This is a genomic window from Streptomyces caeruleatus, from assembly GCF_001514235.1.
Classification (GTDB): Bacteria; Actinomycetota; Actinomycetes; order Streptomycetales; family Streptomycetaceae; genus Streptomyces; species Streptomyces caeruleatus.
The window spans coordinates 243,144-258,720 of record NZ_KQ948927.1 but is presented as its reverse complement, the minus strand read 5'-3'; the positions used below and the strand labels follow the sequence as shown (position 1 = coordinate 258,720).

General features: G+C 69.4%; 15 protein-coding genes. 7 read left to right on the top strand and 8 right to left on the bottom strand.

Annotation, left to right across the window (positions count from 1 at the left end):
• Window positions 1–62: 62 nt before the first annotated feature.
• Window positions 63–683: an aa3-type cytochrome oxidase subunit III gene (gene ctaE / locus AQJ67_RS13520; RefSeq protein ID WP_062718947.1), complete on the bottom strand. Its 621-nt coding sequence runs from the start codon at window positions 681–683 to the stop codon at window positions 63–65.
• Between the two features lie 145 nt (window positions 684–828).
• Here ctaE and AQJ67_RS13515 point away from each other — a divergent pair, with 145 nt between their 5' ends.
• Entirely contained in the window at window positions 829–1,230 is a 402-nt protein-coding gene (locus AQJ67_RS13515; RefSeq protein WP_062718945.1) for a response regulator, read from the top strand.
• Between the two features lie 98 nt (window positions 1,231–1,328).
• On the opposite strand, the gene AQJ67_RS13510 is transcribed toward AQJ67_RS13515, so the two are convergent.
• From AQJ67_RS13510 to ctaC, 4 genes are all read right to left on the bottom strand, one after another.
• Window positions 1,329–2,591 (bottom strand): L,D-transpeptidase, encoded by a 1,263-nt coding sequence (locus AQJ67_RS13510; protein ID WP_062718943.1) that lies wholly within the window; start codon window positions 2,589–2,591, stop codon window positions 1,329–1,331.
• Between the two features lie 130 nt (window positions 2,592–2,721).
• Window positions 2,722–3,120 (bottom strand): cytochrome c oxidase subunit 4, encoded by a 399-nt coding sequence (locus AQJ67_RS13505; protein WP_062718941.1) that lies wholly within the window; start codon window positions 3,118–3,120, stop codon window positions 2,722–2,724.
• Window positions 3,117–4,853, bottom strand: a complete 1,737-nt coding sequence (gene ctaD / locus AQJ67_RS13500) for an aa3-type cytochrome oxidase subunit I (RefSeq protein ID WP_062718939.1) — start codon at window positions 4,851–4,853, stop codon at window positions 3,117–3,119. Before ctaD ends, AQJ67_RS13505 begins: the two co-directional genes overlap by 4 nt.
• On the bottom strand, window positions 4,850–5,815 hold the full coding sequence (gene ctaC, locus AQJ67_RS13495) for an aa3-type cytochrome oxidase subunit II (protein WP_062718937.1): 966 nt from the start codon (window positions 5,813–5,815) through the stop codon (window positions 4,850–4,852). The genes ctaD and ctaC overlap by 4 nt, the downstream gene beginning before the upstream one ends.
• Before the next feature lie 265 nt (window positions 5,816–6,080).
• Between ctaC and AQJ67_RS13490 the strand changes: the two genes are divergently transcribed.
• Window positions 6,081–7,457: a cysteine desulfurase/sulfurtransferase TusA family protein gene (locus tag AQJ67_RS13490; protein WP_079055943.1), complete on the top strand. Its 1,377-nt coding sequence runs from the start codon at window positions 6,081–6,083 to the stop codon at window positions 7,455–7,457.
• Window positions 7,458–7,589: 132 nt separating this feature from the next.
• Here the strand turns inward: AQJ67_RS13490 and AQJ67_RS13485 are convergent, their stop codons facing one another.
• Window positions 7,590–8,564 (bottom strand): carbohydrate kinase family protein, encoded by a 975-nt coding sequence (locus AQJ67_RS13485; protein ID WP_062718933.1) that lies wholly within the window; start codon window positions 8,562–8,564, stop codon window positions 7,590–7,592.
• A 131-nt stretch (window positions 8,565–8,695) separates the two neighbouring features.
• Here AQJ67_RS13485 and AQJ67_RS13480 point away from each other — a divergent pair, with 131 nt between their 5' ends.
• The gene (locus AQJ67_RS13480; RefSeq protein WP_062718930.1) at window positions 8,696–8,905 is read left to right on the top strand and encodes a hypothetical protein; all 210 of its coding nucleotides are present in this window, start codon (window positions 8,696–8,698) and stop codon (window positions 8,903–8,905) included.
• A gap of 154 nt (window positions 8,906–9,059) precedes the next feature.
• Window positions 9,060–10,862, top strand: coding sequence for a hypothetical protein (locus AQJ67_RS13475; RefSeq protein ID WP_062718928.1), 1,803 nt, complete (start codon window positions 9,060–9,062; stop codon window positions 10,860–10,862).
• A 94-nt stretch (window positions 10,863–10,956) separates the two neighbouring features.
• On the opposite strand, the gene AQJ67_RS13470 is transcribed toward AQJ67_RS13475, so the two are convergent.
• On the bottom strand, window positions 10,957–11,313 hold the full coding sequence (locus tag AQJ67_RS13470) for an iron-sulfur cluster assembly accessory protein (protein ID WP_010357248.1): 357 nt from the start codon (window positions 11,311–11,313) through the stop codon (window positions 10,957–10,959).
• Window positions 11,314–11,642: 329 nt separating this feature from the next.
• On the opposite strand from AQJ67_RS13470, the gene nadA reads away from it, so the two are divergent.
• Entirely contained in the window at window positions 11,643–12,827 is a 1,185-nt protein-coding gene (gene nadA, locus AQJ67_RS13465; protein ID WP_062719342.1) for a quinolinate synthase NadA, read from the top strand.
• Window positions 12,828–12,930: 103 nt separating this feature from the next.
• On the opposite strand, the gene AQJ67_RS13460 is transcribed toward nadA, so the two are convergent.
• Window positions 12,931–13,671, bottom strand: a complete 741-nt coding sequence (locus tag AQJ67_RS13460) for a class I SAM-dependent methyltransferase (protein WP_062718927.1) — start codon at window positions 13,669–13,671, stop codon at window positions 12,931–12,933.
• A 279-nt stretch (window positions 13,672–13,950) separates the two neighbouring features.
• Here AQJ67_RS13460 and AQJ67_RS13455 point away from each other — a divergent pair, with 279 nt between their 5' ends.
• Both AQJ67_RS13455 and AQJ67_RS13450 read left to right on the top strand, forming a co-directional pair.
• On the top strand, window positions 13,951–14,373 hold the full coding sequence (locus AQJ67_RS13455) for a YciI family protein (protein WP_062718925.1): 423 nt from the start codon (window positions 13,951–13,953) through the stop codon (window positions 14,371–14,373).
• The gene (locus AQJ67_RS13450; protein ID WP_062718923.1) at window positions 14,366–15,517 is read left to right on the top strand and encodes an RNA polymerase sigma factor; all 1,152 of its coding nucleotides are present in this window, start codon (window positions 14,366–14,368) and stop codon (window positions 15,515–15,517) included. Before AQJ67_RS13455 ends, AQJ67_RS13450 begins: the two co-directional genes overlap by 8 nt.
• Window positions 15,518–15,577: the final 60 nt, after the last annotated feature.

Below are 15,577 nucleotides of genomic sequence, written 5' to 3'. Positions count from 1 at the left end.
GATCTTCTGCGTCGATGCTTGCGGTGTGTGCGTTTGTGGAACGCGCGCGGGATCGGGCCCGGCTACTTGATCATGTAGATCGTGGCGAAGAGGCCGATCCAGACGACATCGACGAAGTGCCAGTAGTAGGACACGACGATCGCGGCGGTCGCCTGCTCGTGCGTGAACCTCTTCGCCGCGTAGGTGCGACCGAGGACCAGCAGGAAGGCGATGAGTCCGCCCGTCACGTGCAGGCCGTGGAAGCCGGTGGTCAGGTAGAAGACCGAGCCGTACGGGTCGGACGAGAGCGAGAGGCCCTCGTGCTTGACCAGCTCGGTGTACTCGTACACCTGACCGCCGATGAAGATCGCACCCATGACGAAGGTGACGATGAACCAGCCCCGGAGCTTCTTCACGTCACCGCGCTCGGCGGCGAACACGCCGAGCTGGCAGGTGAGGGAGGAGAGCACCAGGATGGTGGTGTTCGTCGCCGAGAACGGGAAGTTCAGGGCCTCGGCCTTCTCGTGCCAGAAATCGGGACCCGTCACCGATCGCAGGGTGAAGTACATCGCGAAGAGGGCCGCGAAGAACATCAGCTCGGAACTCAACCAGATGATGGTTCCGACGCTGGTGAGGTTCGGTCGGTTGACCGACGGGTGCGCGTGACCCTTGTCTACTGTCGTTGCTGTCGCCACGACCGACATTATGTCGGTCGCTTATCCCGCCCTCACTCCGGGGGGTGCCGTTCGGAGTGTCTTCCCCGTTCATACCGGTGTTGACGTGGTGTTCAAGGGAGTAGCATCCGGCCCAACGGGCCTGTCCTTACGACGCTGACGTCACGGAGGAACAATGCAGCCGACCGCCACGGTGCTGGTCTACAGCGACGACTCCAACACCCGCGAGCAGGTGAGGTTGGCCACCGGGCGCCGGCCCGCTCCGGACGTGCCTGTGGTGCGGTTCGTGGAGTGTGCGACGCCGGCCGCCGTCCTCAAGGAGCTGGACAAGGGGGGCATCGACGTCTGTGTGCTGGACGGTGAGGCCGTGCCCATGGGGGGCATGGGGGTCTGCCGGCAGATCAAGGACGAGGTGTTCAACTGCCCGCCGGTGCTGCTGCTGATCGGGCGGCCGCAGGATGCGTGGCTGGCGACGTGGAGTCGGGCCGAGGCGGCGGTCACCTTGCCGGTGGAGCCGGTGGAGTTCGCGGGGGCGTTGGCTTCTCTGCTGCGGACGAAGAAGCTTCAGAGTGCCTAGGAGCTCGGCGGCTTGAGGTTCGTGGGCGACTGCGGGAGCCGCTGTGGCTGGTCGCGCAGTTCCCCGCGCCCCTTGAGGTCGGCCGTCGCCCAGTCCGTCTAAACGCTCTGTGGCCTCAGTCTTGCCCGGTCCGACGGGCTCGGGCCCTCTGGGGTGCCGCCCAGCAGGGCGCTGCCGTTGCGCCAGTTCTTCCATTCGACGTTCCAGTCGCCGAAGCCGTTGCCGAACGGTTCCATCGTGTTGCCGTACGAGTTGATGACCTTGACGATGTCGCCCTCGCGGATGTTCTCGAAGAACCAGGCGGCGTTGGCGGTGCTCATGCCGGTGCAGCCGTGGCTGACGTTGGCGTAGCCCTGGGAGCCGACCGACCAGGGGGCGGCGTGGACGTATTCGCCGCTCCAGGTCACGCGGGTGGCGTAGTAGACGGGTAGGTCGTACGAGTCCGCGGAGCCCTCGGCTATGCCGATGCTCGTGCCGCGCATGCGTACGAAGTACTCCTTGCCCAGTACGACCTTGACGCCGTTGCGGGTCTCGAAGCCGGGCTTGCCGGTCGTGACGGGGATCGAGCGGACCTCCTCGCCGTTGCGGTAGAGCGTCAGCTGGTGGGTCGCGGCGTCGGTGACGGCGATGACCTGGTCGCCGATGGTGATGCGCAGGGGCTTGACCTTGCCGCCCCAGAGGCGGTCGCTGATCTTGATGCCGTCGAGGTTGCTGCGGGCCTGGATGACGGCGCCGGCGGGCCAGTACTCCTGGGGGCGGTAGTGGAGTTCCTTGTCGCTCACCCAGTGCCAGGTGCCCTCGACGGAGGGGGTGGACTCGACCTTGAGGGCCCGCTCGACCGTCGCGCGCTGGTTCTTGTCCTTGACGGGCTGGCTCAGTTCGGCCGTGACGGGCTGGCCCACGCCGTAGGTGCCCGCCTTCGGGCCGAAGGTCACCGTCAGGTGCTTCTTGCTGGTCGGCTTGCTGGTGTCGAAGGTGAGGACCTTGCGGCCGGGGGCGCCGTCCTCGTCCTCGGTGCTCACGCGGACCGTGTAGCGGGCGTTGGCGGCGAGCGGAGAGGTGCTGTGCCAGCGGGTGCCGTCGGCGGAGAGTTCGCCCGCGACATAGCGTCCTGCGGCGTCCCTGGCGGTGACGTCCGTGATACGGCCGTCGGAGTCCTCCGCGGTGATCTCCAGGGGCTTGTCGGGATCGGCCTTCCTGCCGTCGCCCGTGGGGCCGTTGAAGGCGATCTGGTCGGCCGCGTCGTAGGGCTCGGCGGACAGCGGGTTGCCGTCGCTGCTGCATCCGGCTGCGCCGGCGCCTATGGCTATCAGCAGCAGCGAGCAGCCTATGACGGTGCTCTTGCGCGGTGTTTGGCTCATGGCCTCACGCTAGGAAGCCACGTCACCCACGGCGCGCCGGATAGGGCGTACGGGTGACAGTCGTTGCTCCAAAAGCGGGAGCCCGGACACTCCTGGCGGAGTGTCCGGGCTCCTGTGAGCTCAGCTCGTGTTACTGGGTGCGGTTCTCACCGCGGTAGTACTCGAAGACCCAGCCCCACAGGCCGATCAGCAGCAGCGGGAACGAGAAGTACAGCAGCCACCAGCCGACCGCGATGGCCAGGAAGGCGAGTGCGCCACCGATCGCGAGGGAGAGCGGCTGCCAGCTGTGCGGGCTGAAGAACCCGACCTCGCCGGCGTCGTCCGCGACGTCCGCTTCCTTGTTGTCCTGGGCGCCCGTGTCGACCCGCCGGGCGGTGAAGCCCAGGTAGAAGCCGATCATGATGGACAGCCCGAAGGACAGGAAGAGCGCCGTCGTGCCGGCCGGCTCCTTCGACCACACGCCATAGACGATCGCCATGGCGAGGATGAAGACGGCCAGCCAGATGAACATCTTGCCCTGGATCTTCACTTGCCGGCCTCCTTGCCACCAGCGAGGGCCTTCTCACCGTGAGGGGCGTTCTCGAGCTGGTCGAGGGCGGCGATCTCAGGGTGGTGCAGGTCGAACGCCGGGGATTCGGAACGGATCCGCGGCAGGGTGAGGAAGTTGTGCCGCGGCGGCGGGCAGGACGTGGCCCACTCGAGCGAGCGGCCGTAGCCCCACGGGTCGTCGACCTCGACCTTCTTGCCGTACTTGGCGGTCTTCCACACGTTGTAGAAGAACGGCAGGATCGAGGCGCCGAGCACGAACGAGCTGATCGTCGAGATCGTGTTCAGAGCGGTGAAGCCGTCGGCCGCGAGGTAGTCCGCGTAACGACGCGGCATGCCCTCGGCGCCCAGCCAGTGCTGGACCAGGAAGGTGCCGTGGAAGCCGATGAACAGCGTCCAGAACGTGATCTTGCCGAGGCGCTCGTCGAGCATCTTGCCGGTCATCTTCGGCCACCAGAAGTGGAAGCCGGAGAACATCGCGAAGACGACGGTGCCGAAGACGACGTAGTGGAAGTGCGCCACCACGAAGTACGAGTCGGAGACGTGGAAGTCCATCGGCGGCGAGGCCAGGATGACACCGGTCAGACCACCGAAGGTGAAGGTGATCAGGAAGCCGGTCGCCCAGAGCATCGGTGTCTCGAAGGACAACGAGCCCTTCCACATCGTTCCGATCCAGTTGAAGAACTTCACGCCGGTCGGTACGGCGATGAGGAACGTCATGAAGGAGAAGAACGGCAGGAGGACGCCGCCGGTGACGTACATGTGGTGCGCCCACACCGTCACGGACAGACCCGCGATGGCGATGGTCGCCGCGATCAGACCCATGTAGCCGAACATCGGCTTGCGGGAGAAGACCGGGATCACTTCGGAAATGATTCCGAAGAACGGCAGGGCGATGATGTACACCTCTGGATGGCCGAAGAACCAGAAGAGGTGTTGCCACAGCAACGCTCCGCCGTTCGACGCATCGAAGACATGGGCGCCGAACTTGCGGTCCGCCTCCAGCGCGAAGAGCGCCGCCGCGAGGACGGGGAAGGCCAGCAGGACCAGGACCGCGGTCAGCAGCACGTTCCACACGAAGATCGGCATGCGGAACATCGTCATGCCGGGGGCGCGCATGCAGATGATGGTGGTGATGAAGTTGACCGCACCGAGGATCGTGCCGAAGCCGGAGAAGGCCAGACCCATGATCCACAGGTCGGCGCCGATGCCCGGCGAGCGGACCGCGTCCGACAGCGGGGAGTAGGCGAACCAGCCGAAGTCGGCCGCGCCGTTCGGGGTGAGGAAGCCGCCCACCGCGATCGTCGAGCCGAAGAGGTAGAGCCAGTAGGCGAACATGTTCAGCCGCGGGAACGCCACGTCCGGCGCGCCGATCTGAAGCGGCATGATCCAGTTCGTGAAACCGGCGAACAGCGGCGTCGCGAACATCAGCAGCATGATCGTGCCGTGCATCGTGAACGCCTGGTTGAACTGCTCGTTCGTCATGATCTGCAGACCCGGACGGGCCAGCTCGGCGCGCATGAGCAGCGCCATCACGCCGCCGATCACGAAGAACGCGAACGACGTGACGAGGTACAGCGTTCCGATCGTCTTGTGGTCGGTGGTGGTGAGCCACTTGACCACGACGTTGCCGGGTTGCCGACGCCGGACCGGCAGCTCGTTCTCGTACGAGTCCTCAGCTGCGGCGGCACCCTGGGGTTCGTTGAGGATGCTCACAGGTTTGTCGTCTCCCGGTTCTTCTCGTGGCCCGTCTGCGCGATGCCGGCGGGAACGTAACCGGTCTGCCCCTTCTTGGCCAGGTCCTTGAGGTGCTGCTCGTAGCGCTCGGGGGAGACGACCTTCACGTTGAACAGCATCCGGGAGTGGTCGACGCCGCACAGCTCGGCGCACTTGCCCAGGAAGGTGCCCTCACGGTTGGGGGTCACCTCGAAGGCGTTGGTGTGGCCCGGGATGACGTCCTGCTTCATCAGGAACGGCACCACCCAGAAGGAGTGGATGACGTCACGCGAGGTGAGGACGAAGCGGACCGTCTTGCCCTTGGGCAGCCACAGGGTGGGGCCCGGGTTGCCCGTCTGCGGGTTCCGCGTGCCCGGGGTGCCCGCGTCGTAGACGCCGCCGGCGTTCGCCGGGAAGTCTTCCTTGAAGCGGTCCGGGATCGCGGCCAGTTCCTTGGCCGTCTTCGCGTCGCCGCTGGAACCGTCGACGGGCTCGACGTAGTTGAAGGCCCAGCTCCACTGGAAGCCGACGACGTTGATCGTGACGTCGGGCTTGTCCTTGAGGCTGAGGAGCTTCGACTCGTCGCGGGCCGTGAAGTAGAAGAGGACCGAGACGATGATGAGCGGGACCACCGTGTACAGCGCCTCGATGGGCATGTTGTACCGGGTCTGCGGGGGAACCTCGACCTTGGTGCGGCTGCGCCGGTGGAACATGGCGCTCCACAGGATCAGACCCCACACGAGCACGCCGACGGCGAGCGCAGCCGCCCAGGACCCCTGCCACAGGGAGAGGATCCGCGGAGCCTCTTCCGTGGTCGGGGTGGGCATACCAAGGCGGGGGAAGTCTTCCCAGTTGTACGAGCAACCGGTGGCTGTCGCCAGGACCAGGCCCGCGGTCATTGCCTGCAGCAGCTTCCGCCGCATCGGGCGCCGCGGCGAGCGGTCGGAGCCGTTGGGACTCACGTAGCGCCTTCCCGAGAGTCTCGCCCGCGCGGTATGGCTGCGGCCTGGCCTTCTCGCGGGTCGGTCGCCGCCCTGCGACGGGCAGGGGTTTGGATGTTTATGCGGACCAAACCCTAGCCGACGCCCTCCGGGGGTTCGCGGGGAGGGGGGCCTAGTGGGGTGGGGGGTTCGCTGGATTGGCGGCTGCGGGTCTGTTGTGGTTGCTCGCGCAGTTCCCCGCGCCCCTTCAGGGACGTTGCAGCGACCGGCGGTTTAGCGTTGCCGTGTGGCCTACTTCGACGCTGCTTCAAGCGCTCCTCTTCATCCTGTCGCCCGGCAGGCGCTCCATGCCTCGCTCGACGACGGGTGGGCTGATCCTGCACGTCTGTACCGGGAGGGCCGCAAAGCCCGGATGCTGCTGGACGCAGCTCGGGAGGCCGCCGCCGAGGCCGTGGGGTGCCGGGCCGACGAGTTGGTGTTCACCTCGTCGGGGACGAAGGCCGTCCACTCGGGTGTCGCCGGGGTGTTGGCCGGGCGGCGGCGGGTCGGGCGTCACCTGATGGTGTCTGCCGTCGAACACTCCTCTGTGCTCCATGCGGCTGATGTGCACGAGGCCGGGGGCGGGGCGGTCACGCAGGTACCGGTGGACCGTGCGGGGGCCGTGAGCGTGCAGGGGTTCGCGGATGCCCTTCGGGCGGACACCGCGCTCGCCTGTCTGCAGTCGGCCAACCATGAGGTGGGGACCGAGCAGCCGGTGGCGGAGGTGGCCGGTGTGTGCCGGGAGGCCGGGGTGCCGTTGCTGGTGGACGCGGCGCAGTCGCTGGGGTGGGGGCCCGTCGAGGGTGACTGGTCGGTGCTGACCGGGAGTGCGCACAAATGGGGTGGGCCGTCGGGGGTCGGCCTGCTGGTCGTACGCAAGGGCGTGCGGTTCGCCGCGCAAGGGCCCGCGGACGAGCGGGAGTCGGGGCGGGCGGCCGGGTTCGAGAACATCCCGGCGATCGTCGCCGCGGCGGCCTCGCTGCGGGCCGTGCGGGCGGAGGCTGCCCAAGAGGCGGTACGGCTGCGGGAGCTGACGGAGCGGATCCGGGCCCAGGTGCCGGGGCTGGTGCCGGACGTGGAGGTGGTCGGCGATCCGGTGCGCCGGCTCCCTGGCATCGTCACCTTCTCCTGTCTCTATGTCGACGGGGAGACGTTGCTGCACGAGCTGGACCGCGCCGGGTTCTCGGTGTCCTCCGGTTCGTCCTGTACGAGCAGCACGCTGACGCCCAGCCATGTGCTGAGGGCGATGGGGGTGCTGAGTGAGGGGAATGTGCGGGTGTCGCTGCCGTTCGGCACCGCGGCGGAGGACGTCGAGCGGTTCCTGGAGGTGCTGCCGGGGGCGGTGGCCGGGGTCCGGGAGAAGCTGGGCGCGCCGACCACCGAGACGGTCGTACGCGACGACGTCCTGGTCGTGGACTCCCTCGGCAAGCTGTGCCCGATCCCGGTCATCGAGCTCGCCAAGGTCATCGGGGACGTGCCGGTGGGCGGCCTGGTCCGCGTCATCGCCGACGACGAGGCCGCCCGCCTGGACATCCCGGCGTGGTGCGAGATGCGGGGGCAGGAGTACGTAGGGGAGGAACCGGCGACAGAAGGGACGGCTTATCTCGTGCGCCGGGTGAGCTGAACGCCCGTTTTTTAGGGGCGCGGGGCTGTGTCGATATGCGGCTACCGCCGCGTGTGCGCGACCAGCCCTCACGCACCGGCACCCGACAACGCACCCTCCGAGGCAGCCGCGTAGTCGCACCCGCACCCGGCCTCAGCCGAGGTGCTCACGGACCTCCTCAGCGGCAGCGTCCCCGTACGCCTTCGAGAACCGCTCCATGAAGTGCCCCCGCCGCAGCTGGTACTCCTGCGTCCCCACCGTCTCGATGACGAGCGTCGCGAGCATGCACCCGACCTGCGCGGCCCGCTCCAGCGAGACGCCCCAGGCCAGTCCCGACAGGAACCCCGCGCGGAAGGCGTCGCCGACACCCGTGGGGTCGGCCTTGCGCTCCTCCTCCGCGCAGCCGACCTCGATCGGGTCGTGGCCGGCCCGCTCGATGCGGACGCCGCGCGAGCCGAGGGTCGTGACGCGGTGGCCGACCCTGGAGAGGATCTCCGCGTCCGTCCAGCCGGTCTTGGACTCGATGAGGCCCTTCTCGTACTCGTTGGAGAACAGGTACGTCGCGCCGTCCAGCAGTATCCGGATCTCGTCGCCGTCCATGCGGGCGATCTGCTGGGAGAAGTCGGCGGCGAAGGGGATCTGGCGGGCGCGGCACTCCTCGGTGTGGCGGAGCATGCCCTCGGGGTCGTCGGCGCCGATCAGGACCAGGTCGAGGCCTCCGACCCGGTCCGCGACGGTCTTCAGCTCGATCAGGCGGGCCTCGCTCATCGCACCGGTGTAGAAGGAGCCGATCTGGTTGTGGTCGGCGTCGGTGGTGCAGACGAACCGGGCGGTGTGCAGGGTCTCGGAGATACGGACCGAGCCGGTGTCGACGCCGTGCCGGTCCAGCCAGGCCCGGTACTCGTCGAAGTCGGAGCCCGCGGCGCCGACCAGGATCGGCTTCGTGCCCAGCTGGCCCATGCCGAAGGCGATGTTCGCGCCGACGCCGCCCCGGCGGACGTCCAGGTTGTCGACCAGGAAGGAGAGCGAGACCGTGTGCAGCTGGTCCGCGACGAGCTGGTCGGCGAAGCGGCCGGGGAAGGTCATGAGGTGGTCGGTGGCGATGGAGCCGGTGACTGCGATGCGCACGGCGGGAGGTCTCCTGCGGGGAGGCGGAATTGACAGTCCACGCTACCGTTCGTGACCGGCACTCTGAAGTGGCCGAAACTACCCGATAGTAGATCTTTCTTCACGGGGCCCGGCGTGTCTACGGTGCGGCTATGACGAAATTCGAGGTCCGCGCCCCCGCTCCGGCCGACCCGGAGGTCGACCTGGCGTCACTGCTGGGCGACTGCGCGCGGATGGCTCCGCACTGGGCCGCTCCCGATCGTGTCCTTTCCCGTCCCGTCTCCCCCTCACGCATCCACGGGGTGACCGTCCCGCCGAGGTCCGCGCGGCTGCTGGACGCGATGTCGGACTACGGCGACTGAGCCGACCGCGCCGTTCGGGGAACCGCGCGCTCCCCCGCTGCGTCCCATCGGCGTCCCCCGTAAAGGGGATGCGGGATACGACCCGACGGACCGACTCTTTTGACAGGGTCGGGTCAGGGTCATGGGACATGTGCGCAGCCGAAGGAGCGATGCGGTGAACACCGAGCGACCCGAGAACGACGACACGGGCGCCGACGGCTCCGCCGAGGAGCAGGTCGCCGGGCAGGACAAGGGCGCGGCCGCCGCGGACGCCGCCGGTACCGAGGCTTCGGGCGGCGGTGCGGAGGACGTCACGTCCGTTTCCGGCGCCGAGGACGAGGACCGGACCGGAGGCGACGTCGAGGTCGGGGCCGAGGTCGAGGCAGAGGGCGGCGCCGAGGTCGAGCCTGTCGCCGAGGCCGGTGGTGCCGAGGGGGCGGATCCGGCCGGTGTTCCCGATGTCGGCGCCGCCGACGACGCCGACGACGCCGATGGCTCCGATGCGCCCCGGCGCCGTTCCCCCGCGATCATCGCGTCCGTCGCCGCCGCCGTACTGCTCGTCGGGGGCGGTGGGGCCTATCTCGCCGCGAGCACGTCCGGTGGGTCGGGCGGCGGTACGGCGTCCGGGGCGGCCGACGGCGGTTCTCCGCCGCCGCTGCGTCTCGACGGCTACAGCGAGCCCGGTACGGGCGGTACGGGCGGTATCGCGCCCGGGGAGCCCAACCCGTACGGCGTCACCTACAAGGTCGACGGGGAGCTGCCGGACGGGCCCGGGTCGGCGCCCGTGTACCGGGCGGGCGGTGAGGTCGGCGCGGCCGAGGTGGCGCGGCTGGCCGAGGCGCTCGGGGTGGACGGGAAGCCGCTCGCGCAGGGGGAGACCTGGCGGGTCGGGGCCACGGACGGGGCGGGGCCCAGCCTTCAGGTGAACAGGCAGGCGCCGGGGACCTGGACGTTCTCCCGGTACTCCCCCGGCACCGACAACTGCGAGAGCACCACCGTCTGCCGGCAGGACCCGGCCGGGCCGGCCGACGACCCGGTGAGCGAGGCCGCCGCCAAGAAGGCCGCCGCGCCGGTGCTCAAGGCGGTGGGCCAGGACGACGCCAAGCTCGACGCGAGCCAGCTCATGGGCGCCCAGCGGGTGGTGAACGCGAACCCCGTGGTGGGCGGGCTGCCCACGTACGGCTGGACGACCGGGGTGACCGTGAGCGCCCAGGGCGAGGTGGTCGGCGGCAGCGGCCAGTTGAAGGCGCCGGTGAAGGGGGACACGTACCCCGTGCTGGACGCCGAGAAGACGCTCGGGCTGATGAACGCGGCGCCGGGGACCGGCCACCGCATGGGCACCGGCGGCTGTGCCAGCCCCGTACCGCTGAAGGACCGTCTTGAGGCGCCCTGTGGTGCTCAGTCGTCGACGGGTGCGCCGGCCGAGGACACCATCACCGTCGAGAAGGCGGTGTTCGGGCTGGCCGCGCACCAGGTGGAGGCCCGGCAGGCGCTGGTGCCGTCGTGGCTGTTCGAGGTGCGGTCGCCGGGCGCTCAGGACAGCTTCACGGTGACGTATCCGGCGATCGACCCGAAGTACCTGGCCTCGTCGGCGCCGTCCGAGGAGCCGTCCGGACCGGCCTCACCGCGGCCGAGCGGGCCGAAGGACGAGCCGAGTTCGTCGCCGATCGTCCGGAACGTGGCGGCGGACGGCTACACGGCCGACGGCACGGAGCTGACCGTGGCGTTCACGGGCGGGGTGTGCGCCGACTACAAGGTGACGGCGAGCGAGAGCGGCGACGAGGTGACGGTCCGGGTGACCGAGACGTCGCAGTCGGGCGAGGTGTGCATCCAGATCGCCAAGCTGTTCCACAAGACCGTGCGACTGGACGAGCCGCTCGGGGACCGGAAGGTCGTGGGCACGGACGGCCAGGCGGTCCCGCTGGAGAAGCCCGGGGCGCGGCTCCCGGCGACACCGCAGACGTCCGGGGCCCGGTAAGGGTCCGCGGACACAGGAAGGCGGCGGCCCCGTCGGAGGGGGTCGCCGCCTTTCCGCGTGTCAGCGGGCCCTTACCGGGCTCGGCCGGGCTGCCTCAGTTGAAGGAGTCGCCGCAGGCGCAGGAGCCCGTCGCGTTCGGGTTGTCGATCGTGAAGCCCTGCTTCTCGATCGTGTCCACGAAGTCGATGGACGCGCCGCCCAGGTAGGGGGCGCTCATGCGGTCGGTGACGACCTTGACCCCGCCGAAGTCCTTGACGACGTCGCCGTCGAGCGAGCGCTCGTCGAAGAAGAGCTGGTAGCGCAGGCCGGAGCAGCCACCGGGCTGAACGGCGACACGCAGCGCGAGGTCTTCGCGGCCTTCCTGGTCGAGCAGGGCCTTGACCTTGGCCGCGGCGGCGTCACTCAGGATGATGCCGTCGGTGGCGGTGCTGGTCTCGTCCGATACGGACATCTACATCTCTCCCGGGTTGTACGGAGACTGCTTGCCGACGTGTGCAACCGGCGGGGCCGCGGATTCATTCCAGGGCCGGGCGCTTGTCTTTCCGTCTTTCTTCATGCTCGCACACGGCGTGCGAAGCGGAAAACGCCTCTTTGGGGAATACGCGGACCCGTCACCGGGATTCACGTCACATCGACATGATGGCCATCGTCAAACTGACGTGAACCAGTTATGATAGATAGCGTCAAATCGACGAGAAGGTCGATGAAGGTGTCCCGCTTGACCCGCCGGATCCGGATTCTCCGGTGCCGGCGAGCCGCAGAACAGAAAGGGTGCGTGTCGTGACCACCGCCCAGACCCAGGAGCTCGACGTACAGCCGACGCCCCTCGCCCTGCTGCTCCTCGGCCGTGAGGCCGACCCGAGGAGCGAGCGCGGCGTCGAGTGTCCCGGCGACCTTCCCTCGCCGTCCGACCCGGACCTGGTCGAGCGCGCCCGCGCGGCCAAGGAGAAGCTCGGGAACAAGGTCTTCGTGCTCGGCCACCACTACCAGCGCGACGAGGTCATCCAGTTCGCGGATGTGACCGGTGACTCGTTCAAGCTGGCCCGCGACGCGGCCGCCCGCCCGGAGGCCGAGTACATCGTGTTCTGCGGCGTGCACTTCATGGCCGAGTCGGCGGACATCCTGACGTCCGACGACCAGAAGGTCGTCCTGCCCGACCTCGCCGCCGGCTGCTCGATGGCCGACATGGCGACGGCCGAGCAGGTCGCCGAGTGCTGGGACGTGCTGACCGAGGCCGGCATAGCCGAGCAGGTCGTGCCGGTGTCGTACATGAACTCGTCCGCGGACATCAAGGCGTTCACGGGCAAGCACGGCGGCACGATCTGCACCTCGTCCAACGCGAAACGGGCGCTGGACTGGGCGTTCGAGCAGGGCGAGAAGGTGCTCTTCCTGCCCGACCAGCACCTCGGGCGCAACACCGCCGTCCGGGACATGGGCATGTCCCTGGAGGACTGCGTCGTCTACAACCCGCACAAGCCGAACGGCGGGCTGACCGCCGACCAGCTGCGCGCCGCGAAGATGATCCTGTGGCGCGGGCACTGCTCGGTGCACGGCCGCTTCAGCCTGGACTCGGTGAACGACGTCCGCGAGCGGATCCCGGGCGTGAACGTCCTGGTGCACCCCGAGTGCAAGCACGAGGTCGTGGCGGCGGCGGACTACGTCGGTTCGACCGAGTACATCATCAAGGCCCTGGAGGCCGCCCCGGCCGGCTCCAAGTGGGCCATCGGGACCGAGCTGAACCTCGTACGGCGCCTGGCGAACCGTTTCGCGCCCGAGGGCAAGGAGATCGTCTTCCTCGACAAGACGGTCTGCTTCTGCTCGACCATGAACCGCATCGACCTCCCTCACCTGGTCTGGACCCTGGAGTCGCTGGCCGAGGGCAACCTGGTCAACCGGATCGAGGTCGACAAGGAGACGGAGGCGTTCGCGAAGCTGGCGCTGGAGCGGATGCTGGCGCTGCCGTAGCCAGGCCGGGCCGGGCCGGGCCGGAAGCGGACGACCGAGCGCCGTAGGCATGAGGGCGGGGCCCGACCGGGATGGTCGGTCCCCGCCCTTGTCCGTTTCCCCCTCAGGCGCGGCAGCGCAGCATCTCCAGCGGCGGCTCGGCGAGGAAGTCGGCCCAGAAGTCCGCGCCGAACTCGCGCAGGCCGGCCTCGGAGACCTCCAGAGGCACCCAGGTCAGGTCGCTGAATCCGGCCGCCCGCAGAGACGCTTCGTAGAGCTCGCGGCTCGGCACGGCGCCGATGATCGAGATCGGCGGGTCGAGCAGCGCTGTGACCCGGAAGCGCGGGCCGGTCTCGATCTTCTCGCCGGTCGGCTCGCAGAGAAAGCCGTACTTGGCCAGGGCCTGCTCGCCACCGGGGTAGTCGGGCGACTGGGCGAGTACGAAGAACTCGCCGCCGGGCACCAGGCCGCGGTGCACGTGGCGGCACATCGACTCCAACTCGGCAATGGTCTGCGCGTAGTTGAGCAGCTGGACCCCGAGGGCGATGTCGAAGCGCCGTTCAAGGGGCCGCAGTTCGGCCACGTCGCCCACCTCGTAGCGCACGCCCAGCGGGTCGCCCTCCTCCAACCGCTGCGCGGCGGCGACCATTTCGCCGGAGATGTCGACTCCGAGCACGTCCGTGGCGCCGCGCCGCTTGAACTCCCTGCTGTAGAACCCGGTGCCGCAGGCCAGGTCGAGAACCGACTTGCCGCGCACGTCCCCGACCAGGCCCAGAAAGCTGGGCACCTCTCCGTACCGCGTCAACGGCAGGGACTTGAAGCCCTCGAACGCCTCACCGATCTCGTCGTACTGCTGCACGCTCATCGTGGTGTCCTCCCCTGTGCTTCGTCGTCACGTCATGGGCCGCGACCGTCCCGTCCCGGGACACGCCGCGGCCTGTGACGGGAAGTCTTCCGGCGGGCCGGGGCAGGGCCGTACTGGCAGAAGACACAAAGATCCGGAGGCCGGTCCGTCGGACCGTTCGCCGGGCTCGATGTGCGGTGGGCCAAAAAACTTCCGGCGCGATGTCGAGAACCCGGTATCGGCTCCGTCCCCGTAGTGAACGCGACCAGAATGGGTCGCACAGCATCGAGGAGAGACACCATGGCCAAGTACCTGCTTCTCAAGCACTACCGTGGCGCCCCGGCTGCCGTGAACGACGTGCCGATGGACCAGTGGACGCCGGAGGAGATCTCGGCGCACGTGCAGTACATGAACGACTTCGCGGCCCGGCTCGAGAAGAGCGGTGAGTTCGTCGACGGTCAGGCGCTGGCGCCCGAGGGGGCGTGGGTCCGGTACGACGGTGAGGGGCGGCCGCCGGTCACCGACGGGCCGTTCGCCGAGACCAAGGACCTCATCGCCGGCTGGATGGTGATCGACGTCGACAGCTACGAGCGGGCCGTCGAGCTCGCCGGGGAGCTGTCGGCGGCGCCGGGCGCGGGCGGGAAGCCGATCCACGAGTGGCTGGAGGTGCGGCCGTTCCTGGGCGCGGCGCCCAGGGACGCGGAGTGCCTCTTCCATGGATGAGGCACTGCTGCGCAGCCTCACCCCGAGCGTCCTCACGATCCTCGTCCGCCGCGGAGCCGACTTCGCGGCGGCCGAGGACGCCGTGCAGGACGCGCTGGTCGAGGCGGTGCGGGTGTGGCCGACCGATCCGCCGCGGGACGCCAAGGGCTGGCTGGTCACCGTGGCCTGGCGCAAGTTCCTCGACCAGGTCCGGGCGGACAGCGCCCGCCGCCGGCGCGAGGACCTGGTCGACGAGGAGCCGGCGCCCGGGTCGGCGCCCGACGTGGACGACACGCTCCAGCTGTACTTCCTGTGCGCCCACCCGTCGCTGACCCCGTCGTCCGCGGTCGCGCTCACACTGCGTGCCGTCGGCGGGCTCACCACCCGGCAGATCGCCCAGGCCTACCTGGTGCCCGAGGCGACCATGGCGCAGCGCATCAGCCGGGCCAAGCGCACCGTCTCCGGCATACGGTTCGACCAGCCCGGCGATGTCGCCACCGTGCTGCGCGTGCTCTACCTGGTCTTCAACGAGGGTTACTCCGGCGACGTCGACCTCGCCGCCGAGGCCATCCGGCTCACCCGGCAGCTCGCGGCCACGATCGACCACCCGGAGGTGGCGGGGCTGCTCGCCCTCATGCTGCTGCACCACGCCCGGCGCGCCTCCCGGACCGCGCCCGACGGGAGCCTGGTGCCGCTCGCCGAGCAGGACCGCGGCCGGTGGGACACCGCGTCGATCGCCGAGGGGGTGCGGATCCTCCAGGCGGCCCTCGCCCGGGACCGGCTGGGCGAGTTCCAGGCCCAGGCCGCCGTCGCGGCCCTCCACGCCGACGCGCTCAGCGCCGAGGAGACCGACTGGGTGCAGATCGTCGAGTGGTACGACGAGCTCGCGCGCCTCACCGACAGCCCAATCGTCCGGCTCAACCGGGCGGTGGCCGTGGGCGAGGCCGACGGACCGCGCGCCGGGCTGGCCGCGCTCGCGGCGCTGGACGACTCGCTGCCCCGGTACACCGCGGCGGCGGCCTACCTCCACGAACGCGCCGGCGACCTGCCGACGGCGGCACGGCTGTACGCCGAGGCGGCCCAGAAGGCGCCCGACCTCGCCGAACGCGACTACCTGACACGTCAGGCCGCCCGCCTCAACACCCGCCACCGCCACCGCCACTGACGACCGACGCGCACCCCTTCGGCATCGCCCCGGGGCGGCCCGCCACCGGGCACTCAACCG

Coding starts and splice junctions, on each gene's coding strand:
- AQJ67_RS13480 (WP_062718930.1), top strand. CDS start 8,696: ATGACGAAATTCGAGGTCCGCGCCCCCGCTCCGGCCGACCCGGAGGTC.
- AQJ67_RS13510 (WP_062718943.1), bottom strand. CDS start 2,591: ATGAGCCAAACACCGCGCAAGAGCACCGTCATAGGCTGCTCGCTGCTG.
- ctaE (WP_062718947.1), bottom strand. CDS start 683: ATGTCGGTCGTGGCGACAGCAACGACAGTAGACAAGGGTCACGCGCAC.
- AQJ67_RS13450 (WP_062718923.1), top strand. CDS start 14,366: ATGGATGAGGCACTGCTGCGCAGCCTCACCCCGAGCGTCCTCACGATC.
- AQJ67_RS13515 (WP_062718945.1), top strand. CDS start 829: ATGCAGCCGACCGCCACGGTGCTGGTCTACAGCGACGACTCCAACACC.
- AQJ67_RS13460 (WP_062718927.1), bottom strand. CDS start 13,671: ATGAGCGTGCAGCAGTACGACGAGATCGGTGAGGCGTTCGAGGGCTTC.
- AQJ67_RS13455 (WP_062718925.1), top strand. CDS start 13,951: ATGGCCAAGTACCTGCTTCTCAAGCACTACCGTGGCGCCCCGGCTGCC.
- AQJ67_RS13470 (WP_010357248.1), bottom strand. CDS start 11,313: ATGTCCGTATCGGACGAGACCAGCACCGCCACCGACGGCATCATCCTG.